The organism is Leclercia sp. UBA7405, from assembly GCF_037152215.1.
GTDB classification, from domain to species: domain Bacteria; phylum Pseudomonadota; class Gammaproteobacteria; order Enterobacterales; family Enterobacteriaceae; genus Enterobacter; species Enterobacter pneumoniae.
Genome location: NZ_JBBCMR010000003.1, coordinates 459,360 through 479,860, shown reverse-complemented (window position 1 = coordinate 479,860; position 20,501 = coordinate 459,360). Strand labels below are relative to the sequence as shown.

At 53.1% G+C, this 20,501-nt stretch carries 25 protein-coding genes; 14 read left to right on the top strand and 11 right to left on the bottom strand.

Translation table 11 applies throughout. The features are described 5' to 3' along the window. Nucleotides 1-4 precede the first annotated feature (4 nt). From lptA to WFN75_RS17640, 5 genes are read right to left on the bottom strand one after another with little or no spacing between them, the layout of a single operon-like run. The gene (lptA, locus tag WFN75_RS17660; RefSeq protein ID WP_040073871.1) at nucleotides 5-559 is read right to left on the bottom strand and encodes a lipopolysaccharide ABC transporter substrate-binding protein LptA; all 555 of its coding nucleotides are present in this window, start codon (nucleotides 557-559) and stop codon (nucleotides 5-7) included. Further along, nucleotides 528-1,103 (bottom strand): LPS export ABC transporter periplasmic protein LptC, encoded by a 576-nt coding sequence (lptC, locus tag WFN75_RS17655; protein ID WP_040073872.1) that lies wholly within the window; start codon nucleotides 1,101-1,103, stop codon nucleotides 528-530. The genes lptA and lptC overlap by 32 nt, the downstream gene beginning before the upstream one ends. After that, nucleotides 1,100-1,666 (bottom strand): 3-deoxy-manno-octulosonate-8-phosphatase KdsC, encoded by a 567-nt coding sequence (gene kdsC / locus WFN75_RS17650; protein WP_336996613.1) that lies wholly within the window; start codon nucleotides 1,664-1,666, stop codon nucleotides 1,100-1,102. Before kdsC ends, lptC begins: the two co-directional genes overlap by 4 nt. 14 nt (nucleotides 1,667-1,680) lie before the next feature. Beyond that, entirely contained in the window at nucleotides 1,681-2,667 is a 987-nt protein-coding gene (gene kdsD, locus WFN75_RS17645) for an arabinose-5-phosphate isomerase KdsD (protein WP_046885778.1), read from the bottom strand. Between the two features lie 13 nt (nucleotides 2,668-2,680). Further along, on the bottom strand, nucleotides 2,681-3,658 hold the full coding sequence (locus WFN75_RS17640; RefSeq protein ID WP_040073875.1) for a calcium/sodium antiporter: 978 nt from the start codon (nucleotides 3,656-3,658) through the stop codon (nucleotides 2,681-2,683). A gap of 227 nt (nucleotides 3,659-3,885) precedes the next feature. Between WFN75_RS17640 and mlaF the strand changes: the two genes are divergently transcribed. The 7 genes from mlaF (at nucleotide 3,886) to murA (ending at nucleotide 8,671) form a co-directional block, all read left to right on the top strand. Next, nucleotides 3,886-4,698, top strand: a complete 813-nt coding sequence (gene mlaF / locus WFN75_RS17635) for a phospholipid ABC transporter ATP-binding protein MlaF (protein ID WP_040073876.1) — start codon at nucleotides 3,886-3,888, stop codon at nucleotides 4,696-4,698. A gap of 7 nt (nucleotides 4,699-4,705) precedes the next feature. Next, nucleotides 4,706-5,488 (top strand): lipid asymmetry maintenance ABC transporter permease subunit MlaE, encoded by a 783-nt coding sequence (gene mlaE, locus WFN75_RS17630; protein WP_040073877.1) that lies wholly within the window; start codon nucleotides 4,706-4,708, stop codon nucleotides 5,486-5,488. A 4-nt stretch (nucleotides 5,489-5,492) separates the two neighbouring features. Then, complete coding sequence (gene mlaD, locus WFN75_RS17625; RefSeq protein ID WP_040073878.1) at nucleotides 5,493-6,047, top strand: outer membrane lipid asymmetry maintenance protein MlaD; 555 nt, start codon at nucleotides 5,493-5,495, stop codon at nucleotides 6,045-6,047. 3 nt (nucleotides 6,048-6,050) lie between these two features. Then, nucleotides 6,051-6,686: a phospholipid-binding protein MlaC gene (gene mlaC / locus WFN75_RS17620; protein WP_040073879.1), complete on the top strand. Its 636-nt coding sequence runs from the start codon at nucleotides 6,051-6,053 to the stop codon at nucleotides 6,684-6,686. Then, a complete protein-coding gene (gene mlaB, locus WFN75_RS17615; protein ID WP_040073880.1) occupies nucleotides 6,686-6,979 on the top strand; it encodes a lipid asymmetry maintenance protein MlaB in 294 nt (97 codons plus the stop codon). The genes mlaC and mlaB overlap by 1 nt, the downstream gene beginning before the upstream one ends. 126 nt (nucleotides 6,980-7,105) lie before the next feature. Further along, entirely contained in the window at nucleotides 7,106-7,360 is a 255-nt protein-coding gene (gene ibaG / locus WFN75_RS17610; RefSeq protein WP_014071941.1) for a BolA family iron metabolism protein IbaG, read from the top strand. Between the two features lie 51 nt (nucleotides 7,361-7,411). Continuing rightward, nucleotides 7,412-8,671 (top strand): UDP-N-acetylglucosamine 1-carboxyvinyltransferase, encoded by a 1,260-nt coding sequence (gene murA / locus WFN75_RS17605; protein ID WP_040073881.1) that lies wholly within the window; start codon nucleotides 7,412-7,414, stop codon nucleotides 8,669-8,671. A 59-nt stretch (nucleotides 8,672-8,730) separates the two neighbouring features. Here murA and sfsB read toward each other — a convergent pair whose 3' ends face one another. Together sfsB and ispB are read right to left on the bottom strand one after the other, a co-directional pair. Then, on the bottom strand, nucleotides 8,731-9,018 hold the full coding sequence (gene sfsB / locus WFN75_RS17600; protein ID WP_040073882.1) for a DNA-binding transcriptional regulator SfsB: 288 nt from the start codon (nucleotides 9,016-9,018) through the stop codon (nucleotides 8,731-8,733). A 228-nt stretch (nucleotides 9,019-9,246) separates the two neighbouring features. Next, entirely contained in the window at nucleotides 9,247-10,218 is a 972-nt protein-coding gene (gene ispB, locus WFN75_RS17595; RefSeq protein WP_040073883.1) for an octaprenyl diphosphate synthase, read from the bottom strand. Between the two features lie 256 nt (nucleotides 10,219-10,474). On the opposite strand from ispB, the gene rplU reads away from it, so the two are divergent. The 4 genes from rplU (at nucleotide 10,475) to cgtA (ending at nucleotide 13,319) form a co-directional block, all read left to right on the top strand. After that, a complete protein-coding gene (gene rplU, locus WFN75_RS17590) occupies nucleotides 10,475-10,786 on the top strand; it encodes a 50S ribosomal protein L21 (RefSeq protein WP_003025032.1) in 312 nt (103 codons plus the stop codon). Between the two features lie 19 nt (nucleotides 10,787-10,805). Then, complete coding sequence (rpmA, locus tag WFN75_RS17585; protein WP_007673187.1) at nucleotides 10,806-11,063, top strand: 50S ribosomal protein L27; 258 nt, start codon at nucleotides 10,806-10,808, stop codon at nucleotides 11,061-11,063. Between the two features lie 96 nt (nucleotides 11,064-11,159). Then, nucleotides 11,160-12,125, top strand: coding sequence for a DMT family transporter (locus WFN75_RS17580; protein WP_040073884.1), 966 nt, complete (start codon nucleotides 11,160-11,162; stop codon nucleotides 12,123-12,125). A gap of 15 nt (nucleotides 12,126-12,140) precedes the next feature. After that, nucleotides 12,141-13,319, top strand: a complete 1,179-nt coding sequence (gene cgtA / locus WFN75_RS17575) for an Obg family GTPase CgtA (protein ID WP_040073885.1) — start codon at nucleotides 12,141-12,143, stop codon at nucleotides 13,317-13,319. Between the two features lie 36 nt (nucleotides 13,320-13,355). Here cgtA and pmrB read toward each other — a convergent pair whose 3' ends face one another. The 3 genes from pmrB to dacB are packed head-to-tail and all read right to left on the bottom strand — an operon-like array spanning nucleotide 13,356 to nucleotide 16,494. Continuing rightward, nucleotides 13,356-14,399 (bottom strand): two-component system sensor histidine kinase PmrB, encoded by a 1,044-nt coding sequence (gene pmrB / locus WFN75_RS17570; RefSeq protein WP_046885781.1) that lies wholly within the window; start codon nucleotides 14,397-14,399, stop codon nucleotides 13,356-13,358. Then, a complete protein-coding gene (pmrA, locus tag WFN75_RS17565) occupies nucleotides 14,396-15,058 on the bottom strand; it encodes a two-component system response regulator PmrA (protein ID WP_046885782.1) in 663 nt (220 codons plus the stop codon). Before pmrA ends, pmrB begins: the two co-directional genes overlap by 4 nt. 2 nt (nucleotides 15,059-15,060) lie before the next feature. After that, nucleotides 15,061-16,494 carry a serine-type D-Ala-D-Ala carboxypeptidase gene (gene dacB / locus WFN75_RS17560; RefSeq protein WP_207292470.1) on the bottom strand — a complete coding sequence of 478 codons (1,434 nt, stop codon included), beginning with the start codon at nucleotides 16,492-16,494 and terminating at the stop codon, nucleotides 15,061-15,063. 239 nt (nucleotides 16,495-16,733) lie between these two features. On the opposite strand from dacB, the gene greA reads away from it, so the two are divergent. Continuing rightward, nucleotides 16,734-17,210, top strand: a complete 477-nt coding sequence (gene greA, locus WFN75_RS17555) for a transcription elongation factor GreA (RefSeq protein ID WP_046885784.1) — start codon at nucleotides 16,734-16,736, stop codon at nucleotides 17,208-17,210. A gap of 152 nt (nucleotides 17,211-17,362) precedes the next feature. Here greA and yhbY read toward each other — a convergent pair whose 3' ends face one another. Continuing rightward, entirely contained in the window at nucleotides 17,363-17,656 is a 294-nt protein-coding gene (gene yhbY / locus WFN75_RS17550) for a ribosome assembly RNA-binding protein YhbY (protein WP_040078387.1), read from the bottom strand. A 122-nt stretch (nucleotides 17,657-17,778) separates the two neighbouring features. Between yhbY and rlmE the strand changes: the two genes are divergently transcribed. Then, nucleotides 17,779-18,405, top strand: a complete 627-nt coding sequence (rlmE, locus tag WFN75_RS17545) for a 23S rRNA (uridine(2552)-2'-O)-methyltransferase RlmE (RefSeq protein WP_039031646.1) — start codon at nucleotides 17,779-17,781, stop codon at nucleotides 18,403-18,405. 102 nt (nucleotides 18,406-18,507) lie between these two features. Continuing rightward, nucleotides 18,508-20,442, top strand: coding sequence for an ATP-dependent zinc metalloprotease FtsH (ftsH, locus tag WFN75_RS17540; protein ID WP_046885785.1), 1,935 nt, complete (start codon nucleotides 18,508-18,510; stop codon nucleotides 20,440-20,442). Nucleotides 20,443-20,501: the final 59 nt, after the last annotated feature.

Below are 20,501 nucleotides of genomic sequence, written 5' to 3'. Positions count from 1 at the left end.
CGAATTAGTTACTCTTTTTCTGTGCCGGAGCCTGATTGCTGTTTTTGTCCTGCAGCTGCGACGGAACAAGTACGGTGGTGACGCGTTTGCCTTTTTCACTGAAGGCCTGCATTTTCTGCTCTTTCACCAGGTAGGTGATCTTGTCGCCGGTGATATTACTGTCCAGCTGCTCCAGGAACGCGTTGCCAGTGAGCACGACAAAATCTTTTGCCAGTTCATAGTGCATGTGCGACGCGTGGCCTTTTACCGGTTTGCCATTGTCCTGCATCTGGTAGAAGGTGGCCGGATTGCCGTAACCATCGATAATCTCTTTGCCATCTTCGCCACCCGGACGGGTCACGACGACTTTGTCTGCATTGATTTTGATGGTGCCCTGAGTCACCACCACATTGCCAGTGAACGTCACCACATTGCCCTGCATATCAAGAGACTGGGTGTCTGACTCGATATGAATCGGCTGCTCGGTATCACCTGTCACAGCAAGCGCAGGCAGACTGGCGGCCAGCAGTGCGCTGGCGATGACGAAATTAAGGCTGAGTTTGTTTGTTTTGAATTTCATAGGAGGTTCTAACCTTTTCAATCAGCTCTGCGTTCTTGCTGCGTAAGTTCCCGCGCATTCTGAGGCCGCTGGAATTAAATGTTGTGCCGTATAAAGTGACCAGATCCTGGGATGTGACATCCTGGGTGACCAGGTTGATCTGTGCGTTGTCAGTGGTGATTTTGCGCAATTGCGCATCAGGGGTCAGCGCATTCACTTCCACATGGCCATAGAGATAAAGCATACGGTCATTCGTCAGTTTTGCCCGATCTGATTTGATGGACCATGTCTGAACTTTATCTTTGTCAAACGTGGTCAGCACCGGCTGGGTAAACCACGAATCACCCTGCTCAGAGAAATATTCAACGTGCTGGGCGATAAGGCGATAATTCAGTGCGCCTTCCGGGCTATAAACCACGGTATTGCTTTGATCGCTTTTATAGGTTGGATCGCTCGTGTTCACCGTCGGCGCTTCGGTGTCATCCCGATCGGCAAGATTCACGCCAATCAGTACCAGTGCCAACAGCGAAAGCAGAATAATAACCCAACGTCTGGTTTTACTCATATCGATTGCCCTTTGGCCTCATCAAGCTTGCCTTGCGCCAGTAACAGGAGATCGCACACCTCACGAACCGCGCCCCGGCCACCGTTGATCCGGGTGACATAGTCAGCGCGGGAGAGTAAAAGCGGATGCGCATCGGCAACGGCAATGCTCAGCCCCACTTCAGCCATTACTGGCCAGTCGATCAGATCGTCGCCCACATAGGCTACGTTTTCTGGGGCAATAGCCAGTTTATCCAGCAAATCCCTGAAAGCGACCCTCTTATCGGATTGTCCCTGATAAAGATGGGTGATGCCCAACGTGTCGCAACGGTCTTCTACTAGTTTAGCCTTCCGGCCGGTGATAATGGCAACTTCTATGCCAGAAGTCAGTGCGCAGCGAATGCCGTAGCCATCACGCACATTAAAGGCCTTAAGCTCCTCGCCGTTATTGCCCATATAGATCAGGCCGTCGGAGAGGACGCCGTCCACGTCCAGAATCAGCAAACGAATCTTTTCCGCTTGCGCCATCATTTGTGAACTGACCGGGCCGTAACAGGTTGCAAGCGAAGCACCCGCATTACTCATTGTCTTATCCTTCATTACACTACGCCTGCGCGCAGAAGATCATGCATATGTACCACACCCAGCAACTGGTCGCCATCGGCAACCATGACCGCGGTAATATGGCGGGACTGCATCAGGTTGAGCGCATCGACCGCCAGCGTCCCCGGACGCACGCGAATTCCGCCGCTGGTCATCACATCGGCGATACCCAGCGTACGTACATCGACGCCCATATCAAATACCCGGCGCAGGTCCCCGTCGGTGAAGATACCTTCGATCTTCATCGTCTCATCACAGATGACCGTCATGCCCAGGTTTTTACGGGTGATTTCCAGTAACGCATCACGTAAGGGAGCGTCTTTACTGACGTGCGGAATTTCCTCGCCAGTATGCATGATGTCGTTGACGCGTAACAGCAATTTGCGTCCAAGCGCACCGCCAGGGTGGGAGAGGGCGAAATCTTCCGCCGTAAAACCGCGGGCCTCAAGCAGCGCGACGGCAAGGGCGTCGCCCATCACCAGTACCGCGGTGGTGCTGGATGTGGGAGCCAGACCCAGCGGGCAGGCCTCTTTAGGGACTTTCACGCACAGGTGCACATCTGCGGCGCGCGCCATGCTGCTCTCGGGGCGGCTGGTAACACAGATAAGCTTAACCTGCAGCCGCTTTAGGACCGGGATCAGCGCCAGAATTTCGTTAGATTCACCTGAGTTGGATAAGGCAATAACCACATCCTGCGGCGTGACCATACCGAGATCGCCGTGAGCGGCTTCGCCTGGGTGGACGAAAAAGGCCGTTGTCCCGGTGCTGGCAAAGGTTGCCGCCATCTTGCGGCCGATATGACCTGATTTACCCATCCCCATTACCACGACTTTGCCGCTACAGCGAAACAGCATTTCGCACGCCAGCGTAAAATCCTGATTAATGTATTGGTCTAACTGCGCCAGACCTTCACGTTCAATCTCCAGAACCGCTTTTCCTGCTTTCTGAAAGTCAAAGTCCGGCTGCAATTCTATGTGCGACATAATCCGTATCCGTTTACCCAGAGAGAAGAGGCGAGAGCCAGTACAGCATCGCCATCCATACGATAAAACCCGCGGTCAGTAGCGCGCCTGCGCCTTTACCAATCTGCCGTTTGCGGCGCCAGCAGAGTAGGGCAAAGATGGCGCTGACCAGCACCATCACCCCGTAATCTCGCGAGAACGCCAGCGGGTTGAATACGCCAGGTGAGAGCAACGCTGGCAGGCCGAGCACAATCGCGATGTTAAAAATGTTCGAACCGATGATGTTACCAATGGCGATATCGTCCTCGCCTTTACGCGCTCCCGCGATGGCGGTTGCCAGTTCGGGCAGACTGGTACCAATGGCGATAACCGTCAGGCCGATGGTGAGCTCGCTCATGGCAAAGTAGTTTGCCAATACCGTAGCGTTATCGACGATCATCCGCGTCGCCATGGGCATGATGATCAATGCGATCCCCAGCCAGAGTAGCGCCACGGGCAGCGTGCCTTCGCGCGGTAGCTCCGCCATCTGTTCTCGGGTCAGGCTATCATTGCCCTGTTTTTCTGCGGCGCGGGCAAGCTTAACAATGTAAAGCAGCCAGACCGTCGCCAGCGCCAGCAGGAATATGCCATCGCTCATCGTCAACTGCCCGTCGTACAATACGCAGCCTGCCAACAGACTTACGATCAACATTAGCGGCAATTCGCGGCGCAGAACATCAGAATGCACGCGAAATGGGTGCAACAGTGCGGCAAGCCCTAATATCAATAATATATTGACGATATTGGAGCCAATGGCGGTACCGACGGCGAGATCCAACTGGTCATGCATCGAAGCGGCGACCGACACGATGATCTCAGGAAGGGAGGTGCCAACGCTGACCACCGTCATGCCAATAATCAAAGGGGGAATGCCAAAGAGACGACAGAGTATTGATGCTGAAAACACCAGACGATCGGCACTGTAGACGACCAAAAGTAAACCAATTATTAACAGTGCTGTTGCGAGAAGCATCAAAAGTCCTTTCTTCAGGTATACTCGCCGGTCCACTGAGAGAAAATCTCTGGCTGCATACAGTCTGTAGACGTAACGAATTCTTAATTTTGACTTTATGCGCCGTAAAAGTAAAACAAATGCCAGCTTTCGCTTACCTCAGTGTGAAATATTCTGTAAAAATGCTGGGTTTGGAGCTGAATCAAGCATCATGCTTATCCTGAGCCGGCAATAGAAAGGAAATATACATGAGCCTGAACGGGGCGAATTTAGTCGATGTTCGCGGCGTAAGTTTTACGCGCAGCGACCGGGTCATTTTTGACAATATTTCTCTGACCGTGCCGCGCGGCAAGATCACCGCCATCATGGGGCCTTCTGGCATTGGTAAAACCACGCTGCTGCGCCTGATCGGCGGCCAGATCCCCCCGGACAGCGGCGAGATCCTTTTCGATGGCGAAAACGTTTCAGCCATGTCACGTTCACGCCTCTATACCGTGCGTAAACGCATGAGCATGCTTTTCCAGTCGGGGGCGCTTTTTACCGATCTTAACGTCTTCGATAACGTGGCTTATCCGCTGCGTGAACACACACGTCTGCCCGCGCCGCTGCTGAAAAGCACGGTAATGATGAAACTCGAGGCCGTGGGGCTACGCGGGGCGGCAAAGTTAATGCCTTCTGAGCTCTCTGGCGGGATGGCGCGCAGGGCAGCGCTTGCCCGTGCCATTGCCCTTGAACCGGATCTGATTATGTTCGACGAACCTTTTGTCGGGCAGGATCCCATCACCATGGGAGTGCTGGTTAAACTGATCTCGGAACTGAACAGTGCGCTCGGCGTGACCTGTATTGTGGTGTCGCACGATGTTCCGGAAGTACTGAGCATCGCTGACTATGCCTATATCGTGGCCGATAAAAAGATCGTCGCTCACGGCAGTGCGCAGTCCCTGAAGGAGAACGACGACGCGCGCGTGCGCCAGTTCCTCTACGGTATTGCTGATGGGCCGGTTCCGTTCCGTTATCCGGCGGATGATTATCATCAAGATTTATTAGGAATAGGGAGTTAAGCCGCTCATGCTGTTAAATGCGTTGGCCGCTTTAGGACACCACGGCATAAAAACCGTCAGGACGTTCGGGCGTGCCGGATTGATGTTATTCAATGCGCTGGTCGGCAAACCGGAGTTCCGTAAACACACCCCGCTACTGATACGTCAGCTCTATAATGTTGGCGTACTGTCGATGGTTATCATCATCGTTTCGGGAGTGTTCATCGGAATGGTGCTGGGGTTGCAGGGATATCTGGTCCTGACCACCTATAGTGCAGAAACCAGCCTCGGTATGCTGGTGTCGCTTTCATTGCTGCGTGAACTTGGGCCGGTAGTGGCCGCGCTGCTCTTTGCGGGGCGGGCGGGTTCTGCGCTCACGGCGGAGATTGGTTTGATGCGCGCGACCGAGCAGCTTTCCAGTATGGAGATGATGGCGGTCGACCCTCTGCGTCGGGTGATTTCACCGCGCTTCTGGGCTGGGGTGATCTCTCTGCCGCTGCTGACCATTCTCTTCGTCGCGGTGGGCATTTGGGGTGGTTCGCTGGTGGGCGTGCAGTGGAAGGGCATTGATGCCGGCTTCTTCTGGTCTGCTATGCAGGATGCTATCGATCTGCGAATGGATTTGGTGAACTGCCTGATAAAAAGCATTGTGTTTGCCATCACCGTTACCTGGATTGCCTTATTTAACGGTTACGATGCTATCCCGACGTCTGCAGGGATCAGCCGCGCAACAACACGTACTGTCGTGCATTCGTCGCTGGCCGTATTGGGTCTGGATTTTGTGCTCACCGCACTGATGTTTGGGAATTGAGTTCATGCAAACGAGAAAAAGTGAAATTTGGGTTGGTATCTTTGTTTTGCTGGCGCTGCTGGCGGCCTTGTTTATCTGCCTGAGAGCGGCAGATATCACCTCTGTTCGTACCGAGCCTACGTACCGAATTTATGCCACCTTCGATAATATTGGCGGCCTGAAGGCACGCTCGCCGGTGCGCATCGGCGGCGTGGTGATTGGGCGGGTAGCGGATATCTCGCTGGACGAGAAAACCTATCTGCCTCGCGTGGCGCTGGATATCGAAGAGCGCTACAACCACATTCCGGATACCAGCTCGCTCTCCATTCGTACCTCTGGCCTGCTCGGCGAGCAATATCTGGCGCTGAATGTCGGTTTTGAAGACCCTGAACTGGGAACGACTATTCTTAAAGATGGCGGCGTTATTCAGGATACCAAGTCAGCCATGGTACTTGAGGATATGATTGGTCAGTTCCTTTACAACAGTAAGGGAGGTGACGAGAACAAATCTGCTGAAGCGCCCGCAGAATCAGATGTCACGCCACCTGCTGGCACGACGAATTCATCTCAGGAGAAGTAATTCATGATTAAACGACTGTTAATGGTTGCCATGCTGATGATTGCCCCACTCACAGCGGCAAATGCGGCCGGTCAGGCTAACCCTTACCAACAGATGAATGAGGCGGCCAAGAAAACCTTCGATCGCCTTAAAAACGAACAACCTAAAATTCGCTCTAACCCGGATTATCTGCGTGATATCGTCGATCAAGAGCTGCTGCCATACGTACAGATTAAGTATGCCGGTGCGCTGGTTCTGGGCCGCTACTACAAAGACGCCACCCCAGCGCAGCGTGACGCCTACTTTGCTGCGTTTCGTGAATATCTGAAGCAGGCATACGGTCAGGCATTGGCGATGTATCACGGCCAGACTTACCAGATCGCCCCTGAGCAGCCCCTGGGTGATGCCACTATCGTGCCGATTCGCGTAACCATTATCGATCCGAACGGCCGTCCGCCGGTACGCCTGGATTTCCAGTGGCGTAAAAACAGCCAGACGGGCAACTGGCAGGCCTATGACATGATCGCTGAGGGCGTTAGCATGATTACCACCAAGCAGAACGAGTGGAGCGACCTGCTGCGTACCAAAGGTATTGACGGCCTGACCGCTCAGCTGCAATCCATCTCTCGCCAGAAAATTACCCTGGACGAGAAAAAATAATGACGCAGCCACTCAGCTGGATCCGTGATGGCGAAAAGCTGTTGCTATCAGGCGAGCTGGATCAGGATTATCTGAATCCTCTGTGGGATGCGCGCGACCAGGCGATGCAAGGGGTGACCTGCATCGATCTTGGCGGGATCTCTCGCGTGGATACGGCCGGCGTCGCACTGCTGGCACATCTTGTCGCTGCCGGTAAGAAGCAGGGGCTACAGGTCTCTCTGGCAGGCATCAGCGATAACGTCATCACGTTGGCTCAGCTCTATAATCTGCCGCAAGACGTTTTGCCTCGCTAATTTTTTCAGTACGTTACTATCAAAAGCCTCGACAGTTTCATTGTCGGGGCTTTTTGCTTGTTTAAGACAGCGCCACTTTGCTCTAAGATGTTGGGCTTGTTTTCACTATCAGATGATATAGAACCCATGGAAAATAATGAAATCCAGGCAGTGCTGATGAATGCACTCTCCCTTCAGGAAGCCCACGTCTCCGGCGATGGCAGTCACTTCCAGGTTATTGCTGTGGGTGAGATTTTTGACGGCATGAGCCGCGTGAAGAAACAGCAGGCTGTTTATGCGCCGCTGATGGAATATATCGCGGATAATCGTATCCATGCCCTGTCGATTAAGGCGTTTACCCCACAAGAGTGGGCTCGCGATCGCAAACTAAACGGTTTTTGAGCTGAGGGCGATTAGCCAGCAGCACGGTTGAATTCATACAGAGAGCAAATAATGGACAAATTTCGTGTACAGGGGCCGACGCGTCTCCAGGGCGAAGTGACAATCTCCGGCGCCAAAAACGCCGCGCTGCCAATCCTCTTCGCCGCACTGCTTGCGGAAGAGCCGGTAGAGATCCAGAACGTACCAAAATTGAAAGACATCGACACCACCATGAAGCTGCTGACTCAGCTCGGCACGAAGGTGGAGCGCAACGGATCCGTGTGGATCGATGCCAGCAACGTGAACAATTTCTCTGCGCCTTACGATCTTGTGAAAACCATGCGTGCCTCTATCTGGGCCCTGGGTCCACTGGTGGCGCGTTTTGGTCAGGGGCAGGTCTCACTGCCTGGCGGCTGTGCTATCGGCGCGCGTCCGGTTGATCTGCACATCTACGGCCTGGAAAAACTGGGCGCAGATATCAAACTGGAAGAGGGTTACGTAAAAGCCTCTGTTAATGGCCGTCTGAAAGGCGCGCACATTGTCATGGACAAAGTGAGCGTTGGCGCCACGGTAACCATTATGTCTGCCGCCACGCTGGCAGAAGGCACCACGGTTATCGAGAACGCCGCACGCGAGCCGGAAATTGTGGATACCGCAAACTTCCTGGTCGCGCTTGGCGCGAAGATCACCGGCCAGGGTACCGATCGTATCACCATCGAAGGCGTTGAGCGTCTGGGTGGCGGCGTTTACCGCGTACTGCCTGACCGTATCGAAACCGGTACTTTCCTGATTGCTGCCGCGATTTCAGGCGGCAAAATTGTCTGCCGCAATGCACAGCCTGATACCCTGGATGCCGTACTGGCTAAACTGCGTGACGCAGGGGCCGATATCGAGATCGGTGAAGACTGGATCAGCCTGGATATGCACGGCAACCGTCCAAAAGCGGTAAACGTCCGTACCGCGCCTCATCCGGCATTCCCGACCGATATGCAGGCACAGTTCACTCTGCTGAACCTCGTGGCGGAAGGAACCGGCTTCATCACTGAAACCATCTTTGAGAACCGCTTCATGCACGTACCGGAACTTATCCGTATGGGCGCACACGCGGAGATTGAGAGCAATACCGTTATTTGCCATGGCGTTGAAACACTGTCTGGCGCACAGGTGATGGCGACCGATCTGCGCGCGTCAGCGAGCCTTGTGCTGGCGGGTTGTATTGCCGAAGGTACAACGATTGTCGATCGTATTTATCACATCGATCGCGGTTACGAACGTATCGAAGATAAACTGCGCGCGCTGGGTGCCAATATCGAGCGTGTGAAGGGCGAGTAATCGTGCCTGGCAGCCCCCTGCCTTTAAGACCGGGGGGTTGCTATTCCTGCTAAAAAGCGTCACTCCTGGCGCTTTCTCTCTTCTCTTTTCCGCCGCATCAACCGCGTTCTGTCAACAAATTCGTGGGTTATGGGATCGTGATAACGCGATGGCCATATCACCCAGGGATCGGTGCCCAGTGCAGTGGCAATGATCAACTCACCTTTCGGCCATGAGCGCGTTAACGCGTTAGCTAAAGTGGATGAGCTAAGACCATTACGGCGAGACTCCGCAGCCAGTGAAGTTCCTTTTTTACGCAGCGCGGCAATAATATCGGCCGGATGCCAGTCGATAAATTTCTTATCCATGTTGCTGTCCCTCTGTTCAGGTGCGTCCACGTCATTTCGAGTTAAATGACGTTGTTACTATACCTTCTTCGAACAGCGGTTCTAAAAAGTTCGCGGCATGCGGAGTGACATTCAGATTATGCCAATCCTTTATTCATGCGGGTTGTAAGCGAATTCATTAACAACGTTATGGATAAAATTGGAGCTTATAAGAACTCTCTTTTTCCGAATCGAGAGTTCTTATTCAGATCAACGATCGCGTTGTACCGCAATGTGCGCCAGGCCAATAAGTGCCTCACGCCAAGGGCTTTCAGGCAGAACCTGAAGGGCAGCGATCGCTTTGTCCGCTTCCTCTTCGGCGCGCTGACGCGTCCATTCCAGAGAGCCGCAAGCTGCCATTGTTTCCAGCACGGGTTCCAGAAGGTGTCGGCCATTACCCTGTTCGATCGCATCACGGATCTGCTTCGCTTGTTCAGGCGTACCGTTACGCATGGCATGCAGCAAGGGTAGTGTCGGTTTGCCTTCGTTCAGGTCATCACCCACGTTTTTACCCAGCGTTTCGCCATCGGCGCTGTAGTCGAGCAGATCGTCAATCAGCTGGAAAGCCGTACCCAGGTAACGCCCGTAGTCTTGCAGACCCTTTTCTTGCGCCTCAGAGCAGCCGCCAAGAATACCCGAGCACTGTGCCGCCGCTTCGAACAGACGCGCCGTCTTGCTGTAGATGACGCGCATGTAGTTCTCTTCGGTGATGTCCGGATCGTTGACGTTCATCAGCTGCAACACTTCACCTTCGGCGATGACGTTAACGGCTTTAGACATCACCTCCAGGATCTTTAAGGATCCCAGACTCGTCATCATCTGGAACGCACGTGTGTAAATAAAATCGCCGACCAGAACGCTGGCGGCATTACCAAACGCGGCGTTCGCGGTGGCTTTACCCCGGCGCATGTCCGATTCATCCACCACATCGTCGTGGAGCAACGTTGCGGTATGGATAAATTCGATCAGGGCTGCAATCGTAACGTGCGCATTTTCCTGATAGCCCACCGCGCGCGCGGCAAGCACAGCGATCATTGGACGGATGCGTTTCCCGCCTCCACTGACGATGTAGTAACCCAACTGATTGATAAGCTGAACATCAGAGTTGAGCTGTTCCAGGATTGCTGCATTCACACCCGCCATATCCTGCGCGGTTAACTCATTGATTTTTTCTAAATTCATCGTAAAAGCCGGGCTTTTAGTCCTGTAGGCCCCATTTTAAATGGGTTAACAAAGGGTTCGGTTAATCAATAGTAGCGCCGATTGTACTGAAAAAACGCCTCAGATAAACGTTGCCGTACGTGTTGTGTTTTTTTTCTTCATGTATTGACGGTAGCACTTGTCAAAGGCTCGCGTTTTGCGTAATATTCGCGCCCTATTGTGAATATTTATAGCGCACTCTGAATCATACGAGGATGTGCGCGGAAGCGGAGTTTATATGTACGCGGTTTTCCAAAGTGGTGGTAAACAACACCGAGTAAGCGAAGGTCAGACCGTTCGCCTGGAAAAGCTGGACATCGCAACTGGCGAATCTGTTGAGTTCGCAGAAGTTCTGATGATCGCAAACGGTGAAGAAGTCAAAATCGGCGTTCCTTTCGTTGATGGCGGCGTTATCAAAGCTGAAGTTGTTGCACACGGTCGTGGCGAGAAAGTTAAAATCGTTAAGTTTCGTCGTCGTAAACACTACCGTAAGCAGCAGGGCCACCGTCAGTGGTTCACTGATGTGAAAATTACTGGCATCAGCGCCTAAGACCTGAGGAGAGATTTAAATGGCACATAAAAAGGCTGGCGGCTCCACACGTAACGGTCGCGATTCAGAAGCTAAACGCCTGGGCGTTAAGCGTTTCGGTGGCGAAACTGTACTGGCGGGTAGCATCATCGTTCGTCAGCGTGGCACCAAATTCCACGCTGGTAACAACGTAGGTTGCGGTCGTGACCACACTCTGTTTGCTAAAGCAGACGGTAAAGTGAAATTTGAAGTTAAAGGCCCGAACAACCGTAAATACATCAGCATCGTTGCTGAGTAAGGTTTTCTCGGTCCGGTAACGGATTAAAGCCCCGCAACCTGTTGCGGGGCTTTTTACATTGGAAACCCGGCAATTTTTTCTGTAGGGAAAACGGGCATGAAGCAGCAGGCCGGCATTGGTATTCTTTTGGCGCTCACTACCGCAATGTGCTGGGGTGCACTGCCAATCGCAATGAAGCAGGTTCTGGAGGTGATGGAGCCGCCCACCGTGGTGTTTTATCGCTTCCTGATGGCAAGTATTGGCCTTGGTGCAATCCTCGCGATAAGAGGCAAGCTCCCACCACTACGGCTCTTCCGTAGTCCGCGCTGGCTGGTGTTACTGGCTATCGCGACGGGGGGGTTATTCGGTAACTTCATCCTGTTCAGCTCTTCCCTGCAATATTTAAGCCCTACGGCATCGCAGGTGATTGGTCAGCTTTCCCCTGTGGGCATGATGGTAGCCAGCGTGTTTATTCTCAAAGAGAAGATGCGTGGCACCCAAATTATTGGGGCATGTATGCTGTTATGTGGGCTGGTGATGTTCTTTAACACCAGTCTGGTTGAGATTTTCACCCGCCTGACGGATTACACCTGGGGTGTGATTTTTGGGGTAGGTGCAGCGATGGTCTGGGTGAGTTATGGCGTCGCGCAAAAGGTGTTATTGCGGCGTCTGGCGTCACAGCAGATCCTCTTTTTGCTGTACACTTTATGTACTATTGCATTGCTACCACTTGCGAAGCCGGGCGTCATTGCTCAGTTGAGCGACTGGCAACTGGCGTGTCTGATCTTTTGTGGTCTGAACACGTTGGTGGGTTATGGTGCGCTCGCTGAGGCGATGGCGCGCTGGCAAGCAGCACAGGTGAGCGCCTTAATCACGCTTACCCCGCTGTTTACGCTATTATTTTCAGATTTGTTATCAGTGGCCTGGCCCGATTTCTTCGTCAAACCGATGTTAAACCTTCTGGGGTATCTCGGTGCGTTTGTCGTGGTTGCGGGCGCGATGTATTCCGCCATTGGTCATCGTCTTTGGGGACGTTGGCGCAAAAATGAAGCGGTTGTAGTCATGCCCCGCTCAGGCGAATGAGTTACGGAGAGTAAAATGAAGTTTGTTGATGAAGCAACGATCCTGGTTGTTGCAGGTGATGGCGGTAATGGTTGCGTAAGCTTCCGCCGTGAAAAATACATTCCACGCGGCGGCCCGGACGGCGGCGATGGCGGGGATGGCGGCGATGTGTGGCTGGAGGCGGATGAAAACCTCAACACGCTGATCGACTACCGTTTCGAGAAATCTTTCCGCGCGGAACGTGGCCAGAATGGCCAGAGCCGTGATTGCACCGGTAAACGCGGGAAAGACGTAAGCATTAAAGTGCCGGTAGGGACGCGCGTCATCGATCAGGGCACCGGCGAAACTATGGGTGACATGACGAAGCATGGTCAGCGCCTGATGGTCGCTAAAGGTGGCTGGCACGGCCTGGGCAACACCCGCTTCAAATCCTCTGTGAACCGTACACCTCGTCAGAAAACGATGGGGACGCCGGGCGATAAGCGCGATCTGCAGCTGGAGCTGATGCTGCTGGCCGACGTGGGGATGCTGGGCATGCCGAACGCCGGTAAATCGACCTTTATCCGTGCCGTCTCTGCTGCCAAGCCGAAAGTAGCTGATTATCCGTTTACCACGCTGGTGCCAAGCCTGGGCGTGGTTCGTATGGATAACGAGAAGAGCTTCGTTGTGGCTGATATTCCTGGCCTGATCGAAGGTGCTGCCGAAGGTGCGGGTCTGGGTATTCGCTTCCTGAAGCACCTCGAGCGTTGCCGCGTCCTGCTGCACCTGATCGATATCGATCCTATCGACGGTTCTGATCCGGTTGAAAACGCCCGTATCATCATCGGTGAGCTGGAAAAATACAGCGACAAGCTGGCGGCGAAACCGCGCTGGCTGGTCTTTAACAAGATCGACCTGATGGACAAAGCCGAGGCCGAAGCGAAGGCGAAAGCGATTGCCGACGCGATGGGCTGGGAAGATAAATACTATCTGATCTCTGCGGCAAGCCAGGTTGGCGTTAAAGATCTCTGCTGGGATGTGATGACCTTTATCATCGAGAACCCGATCGCTCAGGCAGAAGAGGCGAAACAGCCCGAGAAAGTCGAGTTCATGTGGGACGATTATCATCGTCAGCAGCTCGAAGAGCAGCAAGAAGATATCGAAGATGACGAAGACTGGGATGACGACTGGGATGAAGATGACGAAGAAGGCGTCGAATTCATCTACAAACGTTAAGACCGTCTGTGACCCCCTTATCAAGGGGGTTTTTTTTTATCTCAGTTTTGCAGGGAGCCAGCAGCTCACTATTAGCCCGCCTTCAGGACGATTCTCCAGATGCAGGGTGCCGCGATGGAGTTGCAGAATACGTTGAACGATACTCAGCCCCAGACCACTGCCGCCATAACGTTGATCAATACGGCGGAACGGCTCAGTAATAGACTGTCGATGCGCCTCATCAATACCCGGCCCCTGGTCAAGTACGCTGACTCTCGTCCCGTCGCCCGTCTCTTCTAATTTCACCTCGATTACGGTGCCTTTTGGGCTGTAACGAACAGCGTTCTCCAGCAGATTACGCAGCATCAGGCGCAGCAGGATGGCATCACCCTCGGCCACGAGAGGACTTTGCGGGGGCCAGATAAGCCTGTGCTCTTTAGCATCATGTTCCAGCGCCAAAGGCGCGAATATCGTGTCGCTCCAGCTCAGCGTCTGATAGTGACCACTCGCCATCGCCTGTCCCGCACGGGCCAGCATTAAGAGCTGCTCTACCGTGTGCATCAACTGGTCAATACGTGTAATCAATGGCTCCGCCTGAGGCGTGCCAGACTTCGCCATTAACTCCAGATGCAGACGAATGCCAGCCAGCGGTGTTCGCAGCTCGTGTGCGGCGTCAGCGGTGAATAAGCGCTCCTGCTGCAGAGTATGGTCAAGACGGGCCAGCAGCTGGTTTAGCGTGCGGGTTACGGCACTGATCTCCAGCATGTCGGAATAGACTGGCAGCGGCGTGAGATTGTCGGCAGAACGGTTTGCCAGGCTGGTACGCAACTGATTGAGTGGACGGGTAATCCAGGTGATTGCCCAGAACGAGAAAAGCAGGGTAAAGCCAATCATCACCAGCGAGGGAACCAGCAAAGAAGCGATCGCTTCATGGATCTCCTTCTCAACGTGCTGGTTTCGCGATTTCGCTGACAAGGTTTCATTGACTAAAAAGCCGATCTGCTCCCGGCTTTCATGCCAGAGCCAGACGACGCTAATCAGTTGAAAAAAGAGTAAAATAATAGCAAGCAACACCATCAGCCGACGGCGCATACTGTTCATTTTTGGCTTTCCAGTCGATAGCCGACGCCGCGGACGGTTTTAATACGATCTTTACCGAGTTTGCGTCGCAAATTATGGATATGGACTTCAAGGGTGTTAGATCCGGGATCATCCTGCCAGGAGTAGATATCCTGCTGCAGGGTTTCTCGGTGCACGGTTTGCCCGCTGCGCATAATGAGGCGAGTGAGCAGGGCAAACTCCTTCGGCGTCACCTCAACCGGTAGCGTCTGCTGCAATACCTGCTGCGTTTGCAAATTGAGGGTGAGATCGCCATCGCTCAGCAAATTATCGCTGTGTCCCTGATAGCGACGAATCAGCGCCCGAACGCGAGCTTGCAGCTCTGCCAGGGCAAAAGGCTTAACCAGGTAGTCATCAGCGCCTGAATCAAGCCCATTGATGCGATCCGCCAGCGCATCGCGTGCGGTGAGGATCAGCACGGGATTAGAGATGCCCCGACGACGCCACTGGCTAAGTAGCGTTGCCCCGTCTTTATCCGGCAGACCAAGGTCAAGGATCACCAGGCTGTACTCACCACTCTGGATCAAGCCATCCGCTTCTGCCGCTGTAGCCGCGCAGTCAAGAGTATAGCCCTCAGCAGTAAGGGCTAGCGCCAGCCCTTCCTGTAACAACATATCATCTTCAACAATAAGCAGTTTCATCGTTAATTATTCTGATAGATGTCTTTATAAAGGCGGCTTTCGAAGCGCACCAGTGGAATACGGCGATTACGTTGATCCGCGGGCTCGACAGCATAACCTGACAGATATTGTACAAACGCCATGCGTTGGCCGCTGGCGGTGGTAATAAACCCGGCAAGGTTATATACCCCCTGCAGCGAACCGGTCTTGGCGGAGACTTTGCCATCGACACCAGCCGCGTGCAGGCCAGCGCGATATTGCAGTGAACCGTCATAACCTGCCAGCGGCAGCATTGAAATGAAGTTTAGCTCAGTGTCGTGCTGGGCAATGTATTGAAGCACCTGCATCATCGTGGCGGGGGAGATGAGGTTATGGCGTGACAGGCCTGAACCATCCACCGCAATGGTATTACCCAGATCGATACCCGCCTGCTGACGCAAAATCTGACGTACCGCATCGGAGCCCGCGCGCCAGGTGCCGGGTACGCCGAAGCGGGCATGGCCAATCATGCGGAATACGGTATCGGCAATCATATTGTCTGACTTTTTCAGCATAATCTTCAGCAGATCATGCAGGGGCGCCGACTGTTTGCTGGCCAGGACGGTTCCCGGTTCGTTAGTCAGCGTCTGGCGCAGTAGTGTTCCGGAATAGCTTATGTTCGCTTGTTTCAACTCATCTTTCAGAATGGCCCCGGCGTAGCTGGCGCCGTCCTGAATGGCAAACGCCAGCGGCAGCGGATCGGCGCGCTGAGTTAGACACCCTGTAAGCGTAAAGCGATTTAAATCACCGGGCACCACGTCCAGTTCGCAATACTGGGCTTCTGAGGAGCCTTTCGCTAAGGTGCGCACCTGGCTGAACATATTGACTGGGTAATAAGAGGCGACGCGTATAAACGCGAGGTCATTGGCTTTAGGCGCGCTATACAGCGAGACAGAGAAACAGTTGCGATCAACAATCGCGGCGGCAGGAGGGGCGCTGAAGCACTGAGTCATGTCATTCCAGGGCCAACCCGGGGCTTTATCATGACTGGCAAAGATCGAGGTATCTATCAGCACATTGCCTTCGATTCGCTGGACTCCGGCTTTTTTCATCACCGCAACCATATTGCGAATATCCTGACGCTTTAACGTAGGATCGCCGCCAAATCGCGCCGTAAGGTCACCTTTTAGTACACCGCCATCAATGTTACCCTTGCTTTCCAGCGTAGTGGTAAAGCGAAAATCAGGGCCAAGTTGCAGTAGCGCCGCTAGCCCGGTGATGACCTTTTGGGTACTGGCGGGCAACGCCATCTGTTGGCTGTGATACTCTATTTCAGGAGTCTGGGCACCGACCTTCTGCACCATAAGGGCAAGGTTGGCGCCGGCAGGGAGCTGGTTAACGTACTCATCGACATTAGCAGCCTGGGCAGTAAACGCTATACTGGTGGTCAATCCGATGACAAATCTGGAAAATCGCATAATCTCGCGCTAACAAGCTGGAAAGAAGCCGTCATACTAAGGCGCAACGCCCTGCAAAGTAAACGATGACCCATAGTGAACTTCAGGGTAAAATACGTATCAAACTGAAAAATTGCCGCTGACCTGGAACTTCGTTTCCGGGTCAGTTTTCTTTTGCTTCTGCCCCGCTGAACGTCAGGGTGGCAGGGGCCGGAGCAGGTGACGCTGCCCCCAACAGGAATGTTTAAGAGGTATAACAAATGCAAGCTATTCCGATGACCTTACGTGGTGCCGAAAAACTGCGTGAAGAACTGGATTTCCTGAAATCTGTTCGCCGCCCTGAAATCATCGCTGCCATCGCGGATGCCCGCGAGCACGGCGACCTGAAAGAGAATGCTGAGTATCATGCCGCGCGTGAACAGCAGGGCTTCTGTGAAGGTCGCATCAAGGATATCGAAGCAAAACTGTCTAACGCGCAGGTGATTGATATCACAAAAATGCCTAATAACGGCCGCGTGATTTTCGGTTCAACCGTGACGGTGATTAATCTCGATACGGACGAAGAGCAGACTTATCGCATCGTGGGCGATGACGAAGCTGATTTTAAGCAAAATCTGATCTCCGTGAATTCGCCGATTGCGCGTGGACTGGTCGGTAAAGAGCAGGACGATGTGGTCACCATCCGTACCCCGGGTGGCGAAGTGGAGTATGAAATTACGAAGGTTGATTACCTGTAATTCGCATCTCCCGCAAGATGTTGATACATTGTAAAGAAAGGAAAAAGGCCGCATAGCGGCCTTTTATCAACTCAAGGAGCATGGCATTTTGCTCACCTGCTAAAGGAAAACCCCTCGTTTTACACAGAAACTGTGTTCAATTCAGGATAATCTTAGCGTGGCAGCGAGATTTTACGCTCTTTAGATGGGCGGTAGAGCACCAGCGTTTTACCGATGACCTGTACATTACAGGCGCCGGTTTCGCGCACGATGGCTTCCACGATCAGGTTTTTGGTCTCTCTGTCTTCAGAGGCGATTTTCACCTTGATCAGCTCGTGGTGCTCCAGCGCTTGTTCAATCTCGGCCAGTACCCCTTCGGTCAAACCATTGTTGCCAAGCATAACTACAGGCTTGAGCGGATGTGCCAGACCTTTAAGGTGCTGTTTTTGTTTAGTACTCAGATTCATCGTATATTTTTGCTTACGTTGGGATTGAAAACGGTTCATTCTACCGCCATCTCCCATATATCGCCAAATTGCTATGTGGAAATTTACACCACTGGCGACGATGAACCAGGACGGAATGTTAAATGACAGGTAAAAAGCGTTCTGCTAGCTCGAGCCGCTGGCTCCAGGAACACTTTAGCGATAAATATGTTCAACAGGCACAGAAAAAGGGGTTACGTTCCCGTGCCTGGTTTAAACTTGATGAAATACAGCAAAGTGACAAACTTTTTAAACCGGGAATGACGATTGTCGATCTCGGTGCAGCACCCGGCGGATGGTCTCAGTATGCGGTGACGCAAATCGGCGGAACGGGCCGAATCATTGCATGCGATCTTTTACCAATGGATCCTATCGTTGGTGTTGACTTCCTTCAGGGCGACTTTCGTGATGAATTAGTGCTGAAAGCGTTACTTGAGCGTGTAGGTGACAGTAAAGTACAGGTTGTCATGTCTGATATGGCGCCAAATATGTGCGGAACACCGGCGGTGGATATTCCTCGCTCCATGTATCTGGTAGAACTGGCGTTAGAAATGTGTCGTGATGTATTGGCGCCAGGTGGTAGTTTTTTAGTAAAGGTGTTCCAGGGCGAAGGTTTCGAGGAGTATCTAAAGGAAATTCGCTCCCTGTTTACGAAGGTCAAAGTTCGTAAGCCGGACTCTTCTCGTGCGCGTTCACGTGAAGTGTATATTGTAGCGACCGGGCGAAAATGATAGTCGGTGAGTTTCAGACGAAAGTTTGAAATAAATCGGATACAGAGTATCCTGACGCTGTTTTTAACACAGTTGTAATAAGAGGTTAATCCCTTGAGTGACATGGCGAAAAACCTAATACTCTGGCTGGTCATTGCCGTTGTGCTGATGTCAGTATTCCAGAGCTTTGGGCCCAGCGAGTCTAATGGCCGCAAGGTGGATTATTCTACCTTCCTGCAAGAGGTCAACCAGGATCAGGTTCGCGAAGCGCGTATCAACGGACGTGAGATCAACGTTACCAAGAAAGATAGTAACCGTTACACGACTTACATCCCGGTGAACGATCCTAAGCTGCTTGATAACCTTCTGACTAAAAACGTCAAGGTGGTCGGTGAGCCGCCGGAAGAACCAAGCCTGCTGGCTTCTATCTTCATTTCGTGGTTCCCGATGCTGCTGCTTATCGGCGTCTGGATCTTCTTTATGCGTCAGATGCAGGGCGGCGGTGGCAAAGGCGCCATGTCGTTCGGTAAGAGTAAGGCGCGCATGCTGACGGAAGACCAGATCAAAACCACTTTTGCCGACGTAGCAGGTTGTGACGAAGCAAAAGAAGAGGTGGGTGAGCTGGTTGAATATCTGCGTGAGCCGAGCCGTTTCCAGAAACTGGGCGGTAAGATCCCGAAAGGCGTTCTGATGGTCGGCCCTCCAGGTACCGGTAAAACCCTGCTGGCGAAAGCCATTGCCGGTGAAGCGAAGGTGCCGTTCTTTACCATTTCTGGTTCCGACTTCGTGGAAATGTTCGTGGGTGTGGGTGCATCTCGTGTGCGCGACATGTTCGAACAGGCCAAGAAAGCGGCACCGTGCATCATCTTCATCGATGAAATCGACGCCGTAGGCCGCCAGCGTGGCGCAGGCCTGGGCGGTGGTCACGATGAGCGCGAACAGACCCTTAACCAGATGCTGGTTGAGATGGATGGCTTCGAAGGTAACGAAGGTATTATCGTTATTGCAGCGACTAACCGTCCGGACGTACTTGACCCAGCACTGCTGCGTCCAGGCCGTTTCGACCGTCAGGTTGTGGTCGGTCTGCCGGATGTTCGTGGTCGTGAACAGATTCTGAAAGTACACATGCGTCGCGTTCCGCTGGCGCCAGATATCGATGCGGCAATCATTGCGCGCGGTACGCCGGGCTTCTCTGGTGCTGACCTGGCTAACCTGGTGAACGAAGCGGCTCTGTTTGCGGCTCGCGGTAACAAGCGCGTGGTTTCCATGGTGGAGTTCGAGAAAGCGAAAGACAAAATCATGATGGGTGCGGAACGTCGCTCCATGGTGATGACGGAAGCGCAGAAAGAGTCCACGGCTTATCACGAAGCAGGCCACGCCATTATTGGTCGCCTGGTACCGGAACACGATCCGGTACACAAAGTGACGATTATTCCGCGCGGTCGTGCGCTGGGTGTGACCTTCTTCCTGCCAGAGGGCGACGCGATCAGCGCCAGCCGTCAGAAGCTGGAAAGCCAGATTTCGACCCTCTACGGTGGTCGTCTGGCAGAAGAGATCATCTACGGTGCGGAACATGTTTCTACCGGTGCGTCCAACGATATTAAAGTTGCGACTAACCTGGCGCGTAACATGGTGACCCAATGGGGCTTCTCTGACAAACTCGGTCCTCTGCTGTATGCGGAAGAAGAGGGTGAAGTTTTCCTGGGCCGTTCTGTAGCGAAAGCCAAACATATGTCCGATGAAACAGCACGTATCATCGATCAGGAAGTGAAATCGCTTATCGAGCGTAACTATGCTCGTGCTCGTCAAATCCTGAATGACAATATGGACATCCTGCATGCGATGAAAGATGCGCTCATGAAATATGAAACCATCGATGCGCCGCAGATCGACGACCTGATGGCTCGCCGTGATGTGCGTCCGCCAGCAGGCTGGGAAGACCCAGGCGCTTCCAACAATTCTGACAACAATGGCACTCCGCGTGCACCGCGTCCGGTCGATGAACCGCGTACGCCAAACCCGGGTAATACCATGTCAGAACAGTTGGGCGACAAATAAGTCACTGCTGTTGATGCGTTTGTCTTAACTTCAAAACCCTGGAGCTTGCTCCGGGGTTT